The sequence below is a fragment of the Acinetobacter sp. 24-47-62 genome (assembly GCF_056779765.1).
On sequence record NZ_JBWYIN010000010.1, the window covers coordinates 56,893 to 73,352 of the forward strand.

The 16,460-nt window shown below is 36.9% G+C and carries 15 protein-coding genes; 8 read left to right on the top strand and 7 right to left on the bottom strand.

The window, feature by feature from the left end; genetic code table 11:
- Positions 1-12 precede the first annotated feature (12 nt).
- Positions 13-1,182, bottom strand: a complete 1,170-nt coding sequence (locus AC1M87_RS09185) for a nucleotide sugar dehydrogenase (RefSeq protein ID WP_481593528.1) — start codon at positions 1,180-1,182, stop codon at positions 13-15.
- A 168-nt stretch (positions 1,183-1,350) separates the two neighbouring features.
- Here AC1M87_RS09185 and AC1M87_RS09190 point away from each other — a divergent pair, with 168 nt between their 5' ends.
- Genes AC1M87_RS09190 through AC1M87_RS09210 form a run of 5 tightly spaced genes read left to right on the top strand, consistent with a single transcriptional unit; the run spans position 1,351 to position 5,749 of the window.
- Complete coding sequence (locus tag AC1M87_RS09190) at positions 1,351-2,121, top strand: glycosyltransferase (RefSeq protein WP_481593529.1); 771 nt, start codon at positions 1,351-1,353, stop codon at positions 2,119-2,121.
- A gap of 26 nt (positions 2,122-2,147) precedes the next feature.
- Positions 2,148-2,891, top strand: a complete 744-nt coding sequence (locus tag AC1M87_RS09195; RefSeq protein ID WP_481593530.1) for a hypothetical protein — start codon at positions 2,148-2,150, stop codon at positions 2,889-2,891.
- A 3-nt stretch (positions 2,892-2,894) separates the two neighbouring features.
- Positions 2,895-3,698 (top strand): glycosyltransferase family 25 protein, encoded by an 804-nt coding sequence (locus AC1M87_RS09200; RefSeq protein WP_481593531.1) that lies wholly within the window; start codon positions 2,895-2,897, stop codon positions 3,696-3,698.
- A 19-nt stretch (positions 3,699-3,717) separates the two neighbouring features.
- Complete coding sequence (locus AC1M87_RS09205) at positions 3,718-4,791, top strand: glycosyltransferase (RefSeq protein WP_481593532.1); 1,074 nt, start codon at positions 3,718-3,720, stop codon at positions 4,789-4,791.
- Positions 4,778-5,749, top strand: coding sequence for a glycosyltransferase family 2 protein (locus AC1M87_RS09210; RefSeq protein ID WP_481593533.1), 972 nt, complete (start codon positions 4,778-4,780; stop codon positions 5,747-5,749). The genes AC1M87_RS09205 and AC1M87_RS09210 overlap by 14 nt, the downstream gene beginning before the upstream one ends.
- Positions 5,750-5,776: 27 nt before the next feature.
- Here the strand turns inward: AC1M87_RS09210 and AC1M87_RS09215 are convergent, their stop codons facing one another.
- The 3 genes from AC1M87_RS09215 to AC1M87_RS09225 all read right to left on the bottom strand — a co-directional run bounded on the left by AC1M87_RS09215 (position 5,777) and on the right by AC1M87_RS09225 (position 8,805).
- The gene (locus AC1M87_RS09215; protein WP_481593534.1) at positions 5,777-5,995 is read right to left on the bottom strand and encodes a hypothetical protein; all 219 of its coding nucleotides are present in this window, start codon (positions 5,993-5,995) and stop codon (positions 5,777-5,779) included.
- A 107-nt stretch (positions 5,996-6,102) separates the two neighbouring features.
- Positions 6,103-7,887, bottom strand: coding sequence for an aspartate--tRNA ligase (gene aspS, locus AC1M87_RS09220; protein WP_035265578.1), 1,785 nt, complete (start codon positions 7,885-7,887; stop codon positions 6,103-6,105).
- A gap of 147 nt (positions 7,888-8,034) precedes the next feature.
- Positions 8,035-8,805, bottom strand: a complete 771-nt coding sequence (locus tag AC1M87_RS09225; protein WP_481593535.1) for a DUF4184 family protein — start codon at positions 8,803-8,805, stop codon at positions 8,035-8,037.
- Positions 8,806-8,985: 180 nt separating this feature from the next.
- Between AC1M87_RS09225 and znuD the strand changes: the two genes are divergently transcribed.
- Both znuD and AC1M87_RS09235 read left to right on the top strand, forming a co-directional pair.
- Positions 8,986-11,133, top strand: a complete 2,148-nt coding sequence (znuD, locus tag AC1M87_RS09230) for a zinc piracy TonB-dependent receptor ZnuD (RefSeq protein WP_481593536.1) — start codon at positions 8,986-8,988, stop codon at positions 11,131-11,133.
- An 87-nt stretch (positions 11,134-11,220) separates the two neighbouring features.
- Positions 11,221-12,684: a phospholipase D family protein gene (locus AC1M87_RS09235; protein WP_481593537.1), complete on the top strand. Its 1,464-nt coding sequence runs from the start codon at positions 11,221-11,223 to the stop codon at positions 12,682-12,684.
- A 30-nt stretch (positions 12,685-12,714) separates the two neighbouring features.
- Here the strand turns inward: AC1M87_RS09235 and AC1M87_RS09240 are convergent, their stop codons facing one another.
- Positions 12,715-13,161 carry a hypothetical protein gene (locus AC1M87_RS09240; RefSeq protein ID WP_092767573.1) on the bottom strand — a complete coding sequence of 149 codons (447 nt, stop codon included), beginning with the start codon at positions 13,159-13,161 and terminating at the stop codon, positions 12,715-12,717.
- A gap of 199 nt (positions 13,162-13,360) precedes the next feature.
- On the opposite strand from AC1M87_RS09240, the gene AC1M87_RS09245 reads away from it, so the two are divergent.
- Positions 13,361-13,828 (top strand): RcnB family protein, encoded by a 468-nt coding sequence (locus AC1M87_RS09245; RefSeq protein WP_481593538.1) that lies wholly within the window; start codon positions 13,361-13,363, stop codon positions 13,826-13,828.
- A gap of 33 nt (positions 13,829-13,861) precedes the next feature.
- Here AC1M87_RS09245 and AC1M87_RS09250 read toward each other — a convergent pair whose 3' ends face one another.
- Positions 13,862-14,359 carry a phosphate-starvation-inducible protein PsiE gene (locus AC1M87_RS09250; RefSeq protein WP_035265636.1) on the bottom strand — a complete coding sequence of 166 codons (498 nt, stop codon included), beginning with the start codon at positions 14,357-14,359 and terminating at the stop codon, positions 13,862-13,864.
- Between the two features lie 161 nt (positions 14,360-14,520).
- On the bottom strand, positions 14,521-16,302 hold the full coding sequence (locus AC1M87_RS09255; protein WP_481593539.1) for an acyl-CoA dehydrogenase C-terminal domain-containing protein: 1,782 nt from the start codon (positions 16,300-16,302) through the stop codon (positions 14,521-14,523).
- Positions 16,303-16,460 lie beyond the last annotated feature (158 nt).

A 16,460-nucleotide genomic window follows, 5' to 3' on the forward strand; every position in this document is an offset into this window, starting at 1 on the left:
TTGAGTCCTTTTTTAATCATCTTTACCAAAAATATCTCTGGTATACACTTTATCTGCAACATCATTTAGTTCATCGCAATGACGATTACTAATAATTAAATCTGCTCTTTTTTTAAATTCTTCCAGTGTTTTGATGATTTTTGAGTTTTGAAATTTTTTCTCTGAAAGCGTTGGTTCGTAAATAATGATCTTGATTCCTTGCGCTTTGAGACGACGCATAACACCTTGTATTGCTGAAGATCGAAAATTGTCTGAACCACTTTTCATGACCAAACGATATATCCCAACAACGCTAGGGCATCTTTCCAAAATAGACTGTGCAATAAAATCTTTGCGAGTAATATTCGCATCTACAATGGCTTGAATTAAATTGCTTGGAACTTGGTCGTAGTTGGCGAGTAATTGTTTAGTATCTTTAGGAAGACAATATCCGCCGTAACCGAATGATGGATTGTTATAAAATTTACCAATTCGAGGATCTAAACAAACACCCTCGATCATTTGGCGAGTGTCCAATCGGTATATTTGAGCGTAAGTATCTAGTTCATTGAAGAATGCAACGCGCATAGCTAAATAGGTGTTTGCAAAAAGTTTGATTGCTTCTGCCTCGGTGGAGTCAGTGAACAAGACTGGACAATCTTTTTTATAAGCACCCTCTATGAGCATGTTTGCAAATTGATGTGCTCGTTCAGAATTTTCACCCATTATAATTCTTGAAGGATATAAGTTATCTAGCAATGCTTTTCCTTCTCTGAGAAACTCAGGTGAAAATATAATATTCTGTGTTTCAAATTTACTTTTTAGTTGTTGGGTGTAACCTACAGGAACTGTCGATTTGATAATGATCGTCGCTAATGGATTGATACTTAAAATCTCAGTGATCACAGATTCAACACTTGAAGTGTCAAAATAATTGGTTGTAGGGTCATAATCAGTTGGCGTCGCAATAAGAATATAGTCTGCCTGAAAATACGCATCCACAGCATTAGTTGTTGCTTTAAAGTTTAATGGTTTATTACTTAGAAAGTCAGAGATTTCTCTGTCTTGTATAGGTGAGATTTTCTTGTTCAATAAATTTACTTTGTTTTGATCAATGTCTAAGGCGGTGACTTCATGATGTTGCGCTAAAATCATCGCATTTGAGAGACCGACGTACCCAGTGCCGACAATAGTAATTTTCATTATTTTAGTTCAAGCCAGATTAAATTTAATTTGACAAAATAGGGTTTCTAAGACGTGACAATTTAATGAAGATTTGATTTCAATTTGGACGAGTTTGAATTCTTATCGTTCAAGAATATTTTAACTCTGTGGTATGATGCAGCTATTGATTCGGTGGAATAAAACGGCATGTCAATACATGTAAACAATGTCTTATTAGAAGAAGAGATTGCACAAGAACAGAACATTGTTTTGTGTATGAAGTGGGGAACCAAATATGGTTCTGAGTATGTGAATCGGCTTTACAATATGGTGAAACGACACACGACTGTTGATTTCCAGATGGTTTGTCTCACTGACCGTACAGAAGGAATTGATCCAAATGTTAAATGCTTTCCTATTCCACCGTTAGCATTGCCTGAAGGTGCGCCTGAGCGTGGTTGGAACAAACTTTCAACTTTTGAGCCTGACTTATATGGCTTAAAGGGTAACGCGCTATTTTTAGATTTGGATGTTGTTATCGTTGATAACATGGATGAGTTTTTCACTTATCCAGGTGATTTTTTAATTATTCACGACTGGAAACGACCATGGCGAATCACAGGTAATAGCTCAGTATATCGTTTTAAATTGGGCGCTTTCCCTGGATTATTACCATATTTTCGTGAAAACTTTGATGAAATTCGAAAAAAATTCCGTAATGAGCAAGCCTATTTGTCATGGTATGTAGATAAACATGCGAAGCAAACTTATTGGCCAGATAGCTGGTGTAAGAGTTATAAATATCACTGTTTACAAAAAATCCCAATGGCATTTTTTAAGCCACCAGTAAAACCTGAAGGTGCCAAAATTATTATTTTCCATGGTGAGATTAATCCACCTGATGCTGTGAATGGTGGCGGTGGTAAATGGTACCGCTATGTGTTGCCAAGTCAATGGATTAAGGACGCTTGGCAATAATAGTTGCCTTTTAATGGTGGTTTATAATGCCTGTTAGAAAAAAAAGTAAATTCGAACAATGGTTCTCCTTTAGTCGGCATCAACGTCGTTTTGGTGCAGATGAGGTCTATGCGCAATTTGACGGTATAGATATTAATGCGTTGAAAGAAAACTTGATTGAAGGTGATGAAACACGCTATACCCATGGATCAGCTAAAGATTTGAAGCAGCATATAGAGCAGCTTAAAGATGAGTTCGTAGGTCAACCTGCGTTGAATCATTATCATGCTAGTCTAATTGTATTGATGCGCCGAGATGTTGATACGACAGATAACTTTCTAAAATTTAAATCTTTATGGCTTAAAGAGCGAGATTTTTTACTGAAATCTTTAAATATACGATGGTTAATTTCAGCATGTGATACTTTCATTGATCATGATGAAGATTCTCTTCTGAAAGCAATTTTGATGAATGCTGTGGTTCTTATTAATACTTTAAAGCTTCAGGAAACGGAACGCTATTTATGTGATCATCAGATGGAAGAAAATCTAGAGTGTCTAAATCATTTACAGTCACAACGTTATGCTCTATTTGATGGTACATCTGCTTTTGCAGTGGGTACAGATGATACATTGAGAAATATGCGTTGGCGTTTAGACCAGATATGTACTGATCATCCATTAGGTCAATTGGTTATTGAAATTTTTGAGCGGATTAATCAAGACGTTAATGATACTGTCTATGTGCGTTTTAAAAAAAGACATACGCGTGAAAAAACACGTTGGTGGTAATCCATGCAGATCTTGATTATAAATCTTGAGCGTTCAAAAGAGCGTTTGGCTTTTCAGACTCAACAGTTTAATGAATTGGGTTTATCTTTTCAGCGTTTAGCTGCAGTATCAGTTGATGATATTGATGACTCTCAATATCAATCATTAGGGTTTGGTTGGCAAAGACCTTTGCGTAAGGTTGAGGTAGCATGTTTTTTGAGTCATCAGAAAGCTTGGGAAACTGTTATTAAAACTAATGAACCGGCATTGATATTAGAGGATGATGCAGTCTTATCATGTCATATTCCTCAGTTACTTGAAGAAATACAAAATTATAATTTTAAAGATATAGATTTAATTAATTTTGAAGTACGTAGTCGTAAAAAAATTATTTCTAAAAAGCCAGAATATCAATTAATCGCTGGACAAACTGCGCTATATAATCTATATCAAGACCGAACAGGTGCAGCAGGATATTTACTCTATCCATCCGGCGCAAAGAAGTTATTACAGCGTTTAGCAGAAACCTCACCTGCAATTGCTGATGGTTTTATTTTTAGCCATTATGGATTGAAGAGTTTACAAGCTGAGCCAGCCGCAATTATTCAAGAAGATCAAATGGTAGCTTATGGTCTTGTACCTGCTGAGCAGTTTGAATCAGTGATCGGACGTTCAGAACATCACAAGCCAATTTATTCTTCTGCTATGGAAAAAAGAGTATTTAGAAAGAGACGGATCATCGGTCAGTTGGCTATGGGATGTCGCTATATGCAAGTCATGTTTAAAGCGCAAAAGCGATTTATTCGTCTTGATAAGGCACATTTTTAACAATATTGAATATCGAATTATGAAGAAAAAAAAGGTTGTACTTGCTATTTTTACTTTACAAGGTAATGGTGCTGAACGTTTCGCATTAACTTTAGCTAAAGGCATAAATAATGCAGGACATGAAGCACATATTGTTTATTTCAAAAATATTATAGATTTACCTATTCCTGAGGGAGTGAAGACACACTTCTTTAATTATCAAAAATTTCGTGCCATACCTAAATTTATGCGCCAAAGTATCGCTGCCAAAGCCTTTGATCGCTTTGTGCGTCAACAGATTGGTGAGCCAAATTTGGTACTGTCCAACTTATATCCAGTCGATTTTATTTTAAGTCGTAGTCAGTTGCCTAATGTACATTTGGTGATTCATAACACCACTAGTTTGGAGTATGGACAACGTCTGACTAAGGCCTTTAAAAAGCAGTTGGCCAAAGTGTATTTAGCCAAGCCTTGTGTAGCGGTTAGCAAAGGGGTAGAAGCTGATTTTAAAGATATTTTTGGTGCTGATAGCAGGGTTCAGACAATCTACAATCCAATTGATGTCGATGCTGTTCGTCACGCTGCATCAGAATTTATTCCTGATCTACCTCAGCCTTATTTGGTCAATGTTGGTAAATTTAAGCAGCAAAAACGTCATGATGTGTTGATTCGTGCGTATGCACAAGCACAGCTGGATCTGCCTTTGGTCTTGGTGGGTACAGGCGAGCTGATGGCTGACAATCAGCGTTTATGTCAAGAACTAGGGGTATCGGACAAAGTTCACTTTATCGGCTTTCAAAATAATCCGTATCCGTTTATTCAACGTGCACAAGCGATGGTCGTGTCCTCAGACTTTGAGGGATTTAGTATTGCAATTTTAGAAGCATTAGCTTTAAATACGCCGGTTTTAAGTACGGATTGTCCATCTGGTCCTAGTGAAATTTTAGATAAAAATTTTTTAGTTCCAGTTGGTAATATTGATAAGTTAGCTAGTAAGATGTCTGAAATTTCATCATGCGATAAAATCTATAATCCTACTTTATCTCGAAAATTTAAAGTTCAAACGGCTGTTGATGAATATTTAAGCCTTGGTGATTGTAGTGTACAAAGTTGAAGAAAAAATCAAGTTATCTGTCATTATTCCTGTTTATGGTGTAGAAGACTATATTGAAGACTGTATATCATCACTTTATAGTCAATTAACTAAGGAGGTGGAATGTATTTTTATTAATGATGGTTCAAAAGATAGATCTATTGATATTTTAAAGAATTTTTTAAATAAACAATCCTTTAAAAAAAATATTAGGATTATTGATCAGGATAATCAAGGGCTAAGTATGGCACGTAATAATGGTGTTGATTTAGCTGAAGGTGATTATGTATCTTTTATTGATTCTGATGATTATGTACTAAATGATTATATAGAAGAAATTATTAATGTGATTGATCATAACAAGAATGTTGATCTTATACATTTTAATGCGATCGAGGAAAACAAATTTTTAACTCAAAAACCACTTGTATTAGCTGATCAAATAGAGTTAATTAATAATGTAAATGAAGAGTACTTAAAGAGAATTTTTAAAAAAAACAAGTGGTATGCATGGTTGAGGGTTTATAAAAAAGACTTATTAAAAAACATTAGATTTCCTAAAGGTTATTATTTTGAAGATATGCTTGCTGTGCCGTTTTTATATAATGAAAATATAAAAATTTATGAATTAAATAAAACATTAATTTTTTATAGGTATAGACCATCTAGTATAAGTAATTGTAGTGTTAATGAAAAACACTTAGAGAGTTTATTTTATGGGGTGGATTTATTTAGAGACAATCGTGATAAGTGTCACTTTAAACAAGTGTATATTCATTTAATATTAGGATTATTTAATAATTATATAAAAATGAATTTTAAAAAATATTGTTGCTTTATCAACTCAATTAAGTTTAAAGATTTGAATTATATTAAAAATAATTCAAATGAGTTGCATTGGAAAGTAAGGTGGATGTTGAAAACCCCTAAATTTTTTTACCTATACAAAAATTGGCTAGGACTTAGAAAACATAAATAAATATAATAGGGTATTTACAGTGTTCTATTATTTATTATCCGCATTTCCTTTAATCACCATATAAATCAATGCAGCGATTGAACCAAACGCGGCAATAAAACTACTCGTACTAAAGAACACGATACGCTGATAAGTAGTGAGGTTAAATAGTTGTTCATTCAAGATATAACGCATAAATGCCCATTGCACGATGCAAAATACAATAATAATGATTGTATGACGACGAACATCAGGACGCATAGCCATATGAATGAACTCTTAAATATTTTCTGCGATTATGCCATTTTTAAGTATTTATCTCAATGAAATAAAAACCCTGCATTTGCAGGGTTTTTATTTAGATCAACAAAACGTTATTCTTGTGATTCAGCTTTTGGTTTTTCACGTAAGCGAATACCAAGATCACGAAGTTGAGTTGATTCAACTGGTGCAGGTGCTTGTGTTAAAGGACATTCCGCAGTTTTCGTTTTCGGGAATGCAATCACATCACGAATAGAAGAACCACCTGTCATTAACATCACAAGACGGTCTAAACCGAATGCTAAACCACCGTGTGGAGGTGCACCATAACGTAAAGCGTTCAATAAGAAGCTGAATTTCTCTTCTGCTTCTTCTTCACCAATACCTAAAGCTTCAAAAATTGCTTTTTGCATTTCTAGGTTGTGAATACGAAGTGAACCACCACCGATTTCAGTACCGTTAAGCACCATATCGTAAGCAACAGACAATGCCGCACCAGGATTGTTCTTCACTTCTTCTACGCTAGATTTAGGCAGCGTGAATGGGTGGTGAACAGACGTCCATTTGCCATCATCAGTTTCTTCAAACATTGGGAAATCAACAACCCAAAGTGGTGCCCACTCGCAAGTTGCCATCTTCATGTCATGACCGACTTTGATACGTAAAGCACCCATTGCATCGTTTACAACTTTCGCTTTATCTGCACCGAAGAATACGATATCGCCATTTTCAGCACCCACACGTTTTAATAGATCAAGCACGATTGGCTCGATGAATTTCACGATAGGAGATTGTAAGCCTTCGATACCTTTTTCCAGTTCATTGACTTTAATATAAGCTAAACCTTTTGCACCGTAGATACCTACAAACTTAGTGTACTCGTCGATTTGGCTACGTGGAAGAGAGCCTGCACCCGGTACGCGAAGCGCAACAATACGACCTTTAGGATCTTTAGCAGGACCTGCGAATACTTTGAACTCTACATCTTGCATTAAATCTGCAACGTCAACGAGTTTAAGTGGAATACGTAAGTCAGGCTTGTCAGACGCATAGTCGCGCATTGCATCTGCATAGGTCATACGTGGGAACTTATCAAATTGAACATTAAGAAGTTCTTTAAACATCTTAACTGTTAAACGTTCCATTAAATCCATAATGTCATCGTCACTCATGAACGATGTTTCAACGTCGATTTGTGTGAATTCAGGCTGACGGTCAGCACGTAAGTCTTCGTCACGGAAACATTTAGCAATTTGGTAATAACGATCAATACCACCCACCATTAACAATTGTTTAAATAACTGTGGTGATTGAGGAAGAGCGTAGAAACTACCATTTGATACACGGCTTGGTACTAAATAGTCACGCGCACCCTCAGGAGTCGCACGTGTCAAAATAGGTGTTTCAACGTCTAAGAATCCGTTTTCTTCGAAATAGTTACGAATAAGGTTTGTTAATTTAGAACGGAAACGTAAACGCTCTAACATTTCTGGACGACGAATGTCCAAGAAACGATATTTCAAACGAATTTCTTCTGAAATATTAGTATTATCATCATTTAATGGGAATGGTGGAGTTTCAGACGCTGCTAGAACTTCAATTTCTTTACCTAATACTTCGATTTGACCACTCACCATGTTGGCATTTTCAGTACCAGCATAACGACGGCGAACGCGACCAGTTATTTTTAATACAAATTCAGAACGAGCTTTATCAGCTGTTTCGAAAGCTTCTGGTGTATCAGGATCAATAACCACTTGAACTAGACCATCACGGTCACGCATATCAAGGAAAATTACACCACCGTGGTCACGGCGACGGTGTACCCATCCGCAAAGTGTAACGGTTTGATCAATTTGAGCTTCGGTTAATGAACCGCAGTAATGAGTTCGCATCATAGCGTTAAAAATCCAACTATATGGGTTAATGAAAGCGTATACGTAAACAGCGTAACGCCTTTATACAAAGGGTGAATTATGCCTCTTTGAGACTACAGTCACAAGGAGAAGATTATGAAAGCCCTATTATTTAATGCAAATTTAAAATTAAGACGATCCTTCGAATAATTCCAATTGATCTAGGATTTGAAAAACAAGCGCACAAATCGCAAACGTCAATAGAAAGCCTCTAAAGAAATAATTAATTGAGAAGCCAATGTAACCATATAGGTCATTTAAAATGGCTATATTGTAATTAGAGTGGAAATGAATAAATCCAAATAATCCACCTAATATTGAAATTAGCACGGATACCACAGCAAAAATAGTGATAGAACGAGTTACTCTGAATGGTTGACGGTAAGTACAAAAATACTGTTTTGCAAACCATAAAATAAAGGGCAAAACGATAATAGAGGTACCGACCTGTAAAATTCGATGGAGGGGATAGTGTTGCCCGAAAAGATTGATTTGCTTAGCTAATAGGTCATGAAAAGCAAAGGTTCTGTAATCAACATGAGTTAAACCATCCCAAAGGATATGACTGCTGATACCCAAGATTAATGAAATATTGATCAGCACCAAGAACTGAAAGACAGATCTAAAGTTCGAGAGTTTTAAGGGGTTGTAAATACCAATCCATCTAAAAAAAGTAGGTCTTAATAGTGCATACCACAATAGACAGAATGCCATTCCCACCAATAAATTGGGATATAGCAATGCGCTCCATTGATGTGAGATTAGGATATGTTCGTCTGTAAAAAGACGAAATAAGTCAGGGACCATGCAACCAATTGCTAGAGCAGAAATAGGAAGTGTTCCTTTCGATGCTTTATGCAAAATTGGTGCGAGTACAGCATGTGAAATTGTAAAGGGCATTGCTGAAATATATCAAAAAAATGCTATCCGAATTTTATAGATTAACATTGATATGTAACCCATTGGTTTAATTATATGAAGGTAATTAATTTGGAGTAAATGAATGAAATATGATTGAAGTTTGGTTGAAATGTTATATTATAACAACAATTGTAAATTCTCGAATTTTGAGCTTGTCGTATGAACTTTCATAAAAATATCATCACTGCCTCCGTCTTAGCAGTGATAGCATCCGCAGCACATGCTGATCAAAAACAAAAAAATGTTCAATTAGATACAATTTCTTCTACCGCACATCCATTGGTTCAAACAGCTGCTGACTTCGCTGTAGCAGATCATGTGATTGATCAAAAAAAATTATCTGAAAGACCAACAACCATAGGTGATGCGTTAGCCGATGAGTTGGGTGTTTATTCTAATCAGTATGGAACAGGTGCAAGTCGTCCTGTGATTCGTGGCCAAGATGGACCGCGTGTAAAAGTTTTACAGCATGCTTCTGAAACTGCTGATGTATCAACACTTTCTCCTGACCATGCCGTAACGGTTGATCCTATTTTGGCGAAGCAAGTGGAAGTTATCCGAGGACCTTCAACATTACTGTACGCAGCTGGAACTGTGGGTGGTTTAGTCAACGTGACTGATCAAAAAATACCGACACAAATGCCAGCTAATGGTCTAGAGGGGCAAGTGGGCGTCCGCTACAACTCTGGGAGTGATGAAAAACTTTCGAGTGCAGGTGTAACAGCAGCTATAGGTGAAAATTTTGCACTTCGTGTTGAAGGCACGAAGCATAAAGCCAATGATTATATCCCTTTCAAAGGTTACTTCACTGAACATCATCATGAGGGTGAGACAGAGCCTCATCGTGAAAGTGCTAAACGTGTAGAAAATACTTTCTCAGAAGGTCAAACAGTTAATGTCGGCGGCTCATGGATCCATGATCGAGGTTTTGTGGGGCTGTCATATAGTAATCGACAAGATAAATATGGATTACCAGGTCATAGTCATGAATATCATGGATGTGAATTGCATGGAGATCATTTCCATTGTCCACCACCTAATTCAGCGCACGACCATGAACACGAAAATGCTGCAGGTCCATGGGTTGACTTAAAATCTGAACGCTATGATTTGCGAACTGAATTAAATGATCCATTAAAAGGATTTGAAAAGCTGCGAGCTCATTTAAGTTTTACAGATTACGAGCATGATGAACTAGAAGAAAATGAAGTTATTAGTAACTTTAAAAGTAAGGGTTATGATGGTCGTTTAGAGTTGGTTCATATACCGTTGTTAGGTTGGGAGGGTGTTGTAGGTGTACAAGCATCTCAGCAAAAAATAAAACTTAATGCGCCTGAGGGACATGACCATGATGAAGTTGATCATGGTGACCATGATCATAGTGATCACGATCATGAACATTATGGTCATAGTCATGATGTTCTGATGGCGGATACAAAAACCAATAAGTACAGTTTATTTGCACTAGAACATAAACAGCTTGGTCCTGTGCATGTCGAATTGGGTGCTCGTGTAGACCATCAAAAAATTGATGTCGATTCCAATCAAAAGAACTACTCAGGGACTGCTGTTTCAGGATCAGCTGCAGCTAATTGGGAGTTCGCGCCAAATTATAAGTTGTCTCTAGTGGGGTCTCATCAACAACGTTTACCGCTAGCTCAAGAGTTATATGCAGATGGTCTTCATTTTGCAACAAACACATATGAGCTAGGTAATCCAGATATTGATAAGGAAACATCAAATAATCTAGAGTTAGGTCTCCATTATGAAGGTGATCAGCTCGATTATCATGTTCATGTTTATCACAATTGGTTTGATGACTATATTTATGGTGCAACTGTAGCTCAACAAGGCAATTTACGTGGACTTAAATATACGCAGGATAAGGCACGTTTTTATGGAACTGAGGCTCAGCTAGGCTATCAAATTAATGATACTTACAAGGTGAGTGTGTTTGGTGATTATGTAAGAGGCAAGATAGAGGGGGAAAATGCTCCACGTGTTCCTGCTGGACGACTTGGTACAAAGGTGGAAACCAATTTTGCTGATGGTTGGTCTGGTTTAGCTGAGTATTATCATGTATTCACGCAAGATAAATTTGCTGACTTTGAAAAAGAAACCCAAGGTTATAACATGGTCAATGTTGGTGTGTCTTATGCTGGGCAGTTAAACAATCGCAACGATTATCGCGTTTATTTAAAAGCACACAACTTATTGGATGATCAGGTTTATTCGCACAATTCATTTTTGTCGAATATTCCACAAATTGGACGTAATTTTACCGTCGGCGTTGAATACGGGTTCTAATTTAATTCAACGTGTTAAAAACAGTTTAATGCTTGAAAAAACGTAAATTAAAACCTAGTCTGAAAGTATCGGACTAGGTTTTTTGTTATGCGTCTATTTAAACGAATTCACCAAAAATTAAATTGGTCAAACCGACGTTATGTTGGTCTGATTCTAGGTATGCTGACCATCGGCTATTTAGCCTCAGCGCTTTATCATATTTATAAACCATTGCCAGAAGGGCTTAATTATTCCGGTAAATTACGGCATGCAAATGTGAAATTCCTAGCAGACCAAACTTATATAGATACGGTGGGTCAGCGACAGCAGCATCAGATTTTTGATGAAATTCTCAATCTTATTGAGCAAGCGCAAACTACAATTGTGTTAGATATGTTTCTGTTCAATCCTGAAACTGGTCAGTCTCAAAATCAACATCGCTCATTAACACAAGAACTGACCCAAGCACTCATTCAAAAAAAGCGTCTAACACCGAATATTGAAATTAAATTAATCACTGATCCTATAAATTCAGTTTATGGTGGAATAATCCCAGAGCACTATCGACCACTCAGACAAGCAGGAATTGATGTCATAGAAACAGATTTATCACCATTACGCGCATCGAATCCACTGTGGTCGGGCATTTGGTATTTTTGTTGTCAGAATTTAGGAAATAATGCTGAGAAAGGTTGGTTAAGTAATCCTTTCGGCGAAGAAAAAATTACCATTCGAAGTTATTTAAATCTTTTTAATTTTAAAGCGAACCATCGTAAAACCATCATAGTGGATACATCCGAGGGATGGAAAACACTAGTGACTTCGATGAATCCGCATGATGGAAGCTCAAGCCATTCTAATGTAGCACTTGTGGTCGAAGGGCATACAGCTGTCGATATTTTAAAAACTGAACAATCAGTGGCTTTATTTTCTAAAGCAAATATTCCAATGGTTATTGTGGGAGATGTACCAGAAGATAAACAGTTGCCACAAGTGCAAGTACTGACAGAAAAAGCAATATATGATGAAGTGCTGAAACTGATTGAATCTGCTCAAGGTGCTGATGCAAAAATAGATTTGGCAATGTTCTATTTATCAGAGCGAGAAATTATTGAAGCCTTAATTAAAGCTCACCAACGCGGTGTTAAAGTTCGTGTATTACTAGACCCGAACAAAGATGCATTTGGACGTACTAAAAATGGTATTCCAAATCGTCCTGTCGCGACAGAGCTCTATAAAGCTGGAATAGACGTACGCTGGTGTAATACACAAGGTGAGCAGTGCCATTCAAAAATGATTACTAAGCGTAGTTCAAATCAGGTTGAACTGATTTTGGGGTCGGCTAATTTTACTGCTCGTAATTTGAAAAATTATAATTTAGAAACTGATTTACGTGTTATTGGCTCTTCAAATCAGCAAGTTTTTAAAGATGCAGTACAGTATTTTGATACTGCTTGGATGAATTTAGAGGGTAAGCAAATGAGTGTTGATTACTCAGAATATGCAGAAGATTCAAAAATGAAATATGCCATTTATCGATTCATGGAATGGAGTGGTCTCTCAACCTTCTAAAAAAATCCCTCGAAAGAGGGATTTTTTCATTTATGGATTCGGTGGAACTAATTTATCGAGTTCCTTATCATCAATCTGATCGAGCTCTTTAATATCGGTTTTAATTTTCCACTTAGACTCATCCTCAACAGGTTGAGGTAAACGTGCTTCTAACCAATCACAAACCACATCTGGCGTAAAATCAGGATGATTACACTGAATCACCCAAGATAAGAATTGTTTCGCCTCACCATTCATATAGGGTGGAGGAGACACAGGTAAAAACTGAGTGGGTAGGCGTTCATTTTTAGAAATGTAATTCAATACATGACCAAGTTCTTGAACCGTTTGCCAAGCTAAGGCATGGTCGATATTGATTTGAAATTTAAACCACCATGCATGTTCACCATCAGTGCCATAAGAATCGATATAGTTTTCTTGGACACTCGGAACTTTACAAAAAAATTGGTGCAGGCGATCAAAACTCATTTCAGGCACGGTGGATAATCTCGCAAAGTTAAAAATGGTTAGTCTAGCAGATTTACAAACAGACTCATGCAGATAAATAAAAGGTCTAAAGTATTAAATTTAAAATTTTAAATAATGTTCAAGATTTCTACATGATTGATCTATATTTAAGCTTTAGAATGAATTTTGAAAATAAAAGTAATCTTAAATTTGGAATGAGGTAATAGAGATGAACAATACATTATTGGTTAAGACTCTATTGGGTTCAGTGATTCTTTTAATAACGAGTCATACTTTTGCAGATAGTTGGGCTAATTACCAAGGTTCTAAGGTTCGACCTGTAAAACCAACACAGACTCCAATATATACTGGTAATGCAGATCGTCTAAGTAAGCCAGTCCCATTGCAACAACCACGTTTTGCTCAGAATAGACCTCAATTACAGCGACCATATCCTCCTTATCCAGCGTATCCGCAGCAGAATGGGATTACAGTGATCTATCAACAGTCTTTACCGACCACGACGACATATTCTAGCAAGCAGTCAAGTTTCGTAAATGGGCAGGGTGGTACTATTGAAATGAGTCAGTATATGCTGATTTCAGATTGGCGTCGTTATGGTCTTCCTGCACCACAAGTTGGAATGCATTGGATATACCAAAATGGTCGATATATCCAGATGCCAAATGATCGTTAGATGCTTAATCCAATTTGTCTAAGCCATCTTTATCTAAGCCAACTCATCATCTTCAGGGCGTGGTGTTTTTCCAAGTGGTAAAGGTTTATCTTGGTGTTTATCTCGGATCACTGATGGAAAATTCCAAGAAGCAAAACGCACGACCAATATAGCGAATGCTAGGATTAAAATTGATCCTGTAATAATGACTAAATCAATATCAGCTTTATGGTCATGTTGAATATCTGAAATTAACAGACGTGTCAGGGCAGTGATGGCGATATAGATTAGAAATCTGACGGGCATATGATTGGTCTTAAAATAAATACCTACCATCGCACCTAGCTCTAAATAGATAAATAACAACAGAATGTCATCAATCGTTGCATATTGTTTTACCGTAAGAATATCAATCACGGTATGTCCTGCAGACCAAATTACCATGCAGCCAATAATAAAGAGCGCAATATAGTGGAAGCTCTCAACTGCTAGATTTCCAAAACGATCTAATAAGGATTCGATTTTTTCTACGCTAATATCTTTTTTACTCATGACATCTCCTCCTTTGAAAAAACCTGATGGTTTCATTGGAGTGATGCAAAATTCATGCTCATCTTATGTCTAAGCAGGGAAGACTATTATGAGTTGCTTTGAAAATAAGCAAATTTCAGATAAAAAAAAGCCTGAAGAATCAGGCTTTTTTAAGATAAAACTTATGATTGATTTATGAAGTAATCTTCGCTAAATCCCATCACGATTTCAGAGCTAGCTTTGATGCGAGCTAAACGTGTATTTAATTCAGGTAAAACGCGTTGGATGTAGTAGTTCACTAAAGATAATTTGTTCTCATAGAACTCACCTGATTTTTCACTCGCAGCTTTAGCAATTTTAGCAAACATATAGGTAAAGCTGAGTAAGCCTACCGCATGTAAATAATCAACCGCAGCAGCATTCGCATAATCAGGATTTTCCGCAGCACGTTCAAGAACAACTTGAGTAATCAATTCAAGTTCAGTTGCAGCATCAAGAGTGGCATCTTTGATGTAATTTAAGTCCGCATCTAATGCATTTGCAAAGTCACGAATTTCTTCGATATATTCTGCGATGAATTGACCATTACATTTAATCGTTTTACGACCAATTAAATCTTGTGATTGAACGCCGTTCGTGCCTTCGTAAATTTGTGAGATACGAAGATCACGGATACATTGTTCCATACCCCATTCACGAATATAGCCGTGACCACCAAAGACCATTTGGGCATCTAGTGTCGCATTGAAAGCAGTGTCTGTTAAATATGCTTTTGCGATTGGTGTGAGCAAAGCAACACGATTATTTGCTTTTGCAACTGCTTCTGGATCCGTCGAGAACTTTGTAATATCCAGTTGTTGACCTACGTATACTGCAAATGCACGTGAAGCTTCATTGTTCGCACGAGCATTTAAGAGCATACGACGTACATCACCGTGTACAAGAATACTATCAGCAGGTTTATTCGGAGATTTCACACCTGTTGCACTACGACCTTGTAAACGATCAGTGGCATATTGAGCAGCATTTTGATAAGCAAATTCAGAAGCGCCTAAACCTTGGATACCCATGGACAAACGTTCATAGTTCATCATCACGAACATTGCAGCAAGACCTTCGTTTTCTTTACCGACTAAATAGCCTTTTGCACCGTCAAAGTTCATCACACATGTTGCAGAGGCTTTGATCCCCATTTTGTGTTCAATAGAACCAGGGCCTACAGGGTTACGATCACCCAAGGTACCATCTTCATTCACTAAGAATTTAGGTACAATGAACAGAGAAATACCGCGTGAACCAGCAGGAGCATCAGGCGTTTTTGCTAATACAAGGTGAATAATATTTTCAGCTAAATCATGGTCACCACCGGTAATAAAAATTTTCGTACCCGTGATGTTGTAAGTACCATCTTCATTACGTTCAGCCTTAGTTTTAATAATGCCTAAATCAGTACCTGCGTGAGGCTCTGTGAGACACATCGTACCTGACCATTCACCTGAATAGATTTTAGGAAGATAAGTTTCTTTTTGTTCTTGAGAAGCATAGCTATTTAATGCCATACCCGCACCCACAGAAAGAAGTGGGTAAAGCATAAATGATGGGTTGGTTGCAAAAAGCATTTCATCTGTAAGCACAGTCAGCATTTTTGGCATGCCTTGACCGCCCCATTCTTCGTCAGCACCTAAGCCAATCCAACCACCTTCTGCATACTGTTGGAACGCTTCTTTAAAGCCCGCTGGTGTGGTAACAGATCCATTATTATAAGTTGCGCCTTCTTCATCACCTGTGCGATTTAGGGGAAGGGTTACGTTTTGAGCGAATTTAGCCATCTCTTCTAAAATAGCTTCAGCTGTCGCAGCATCAACATGAGCTAAATTCTCATTTGATTGCCAAAATTGTTCAGCTTGAAATACATCATTCAAAATGAACTTCATATCTGTAAGAGGCGCATTATAGATTGGCATTTTCGTTCACCTTTTTTTGTTTAAATATCTTTAGTTCTTAGCAGTCTATCGAAGCATATTAGGACTTGTTAGACGACTAAAGGTTAATATCTCGAATTATTTATAAAGAAAAAGGACGGCCAAATCTATGACTGTCCTTTTTCTTTTTACACATATTT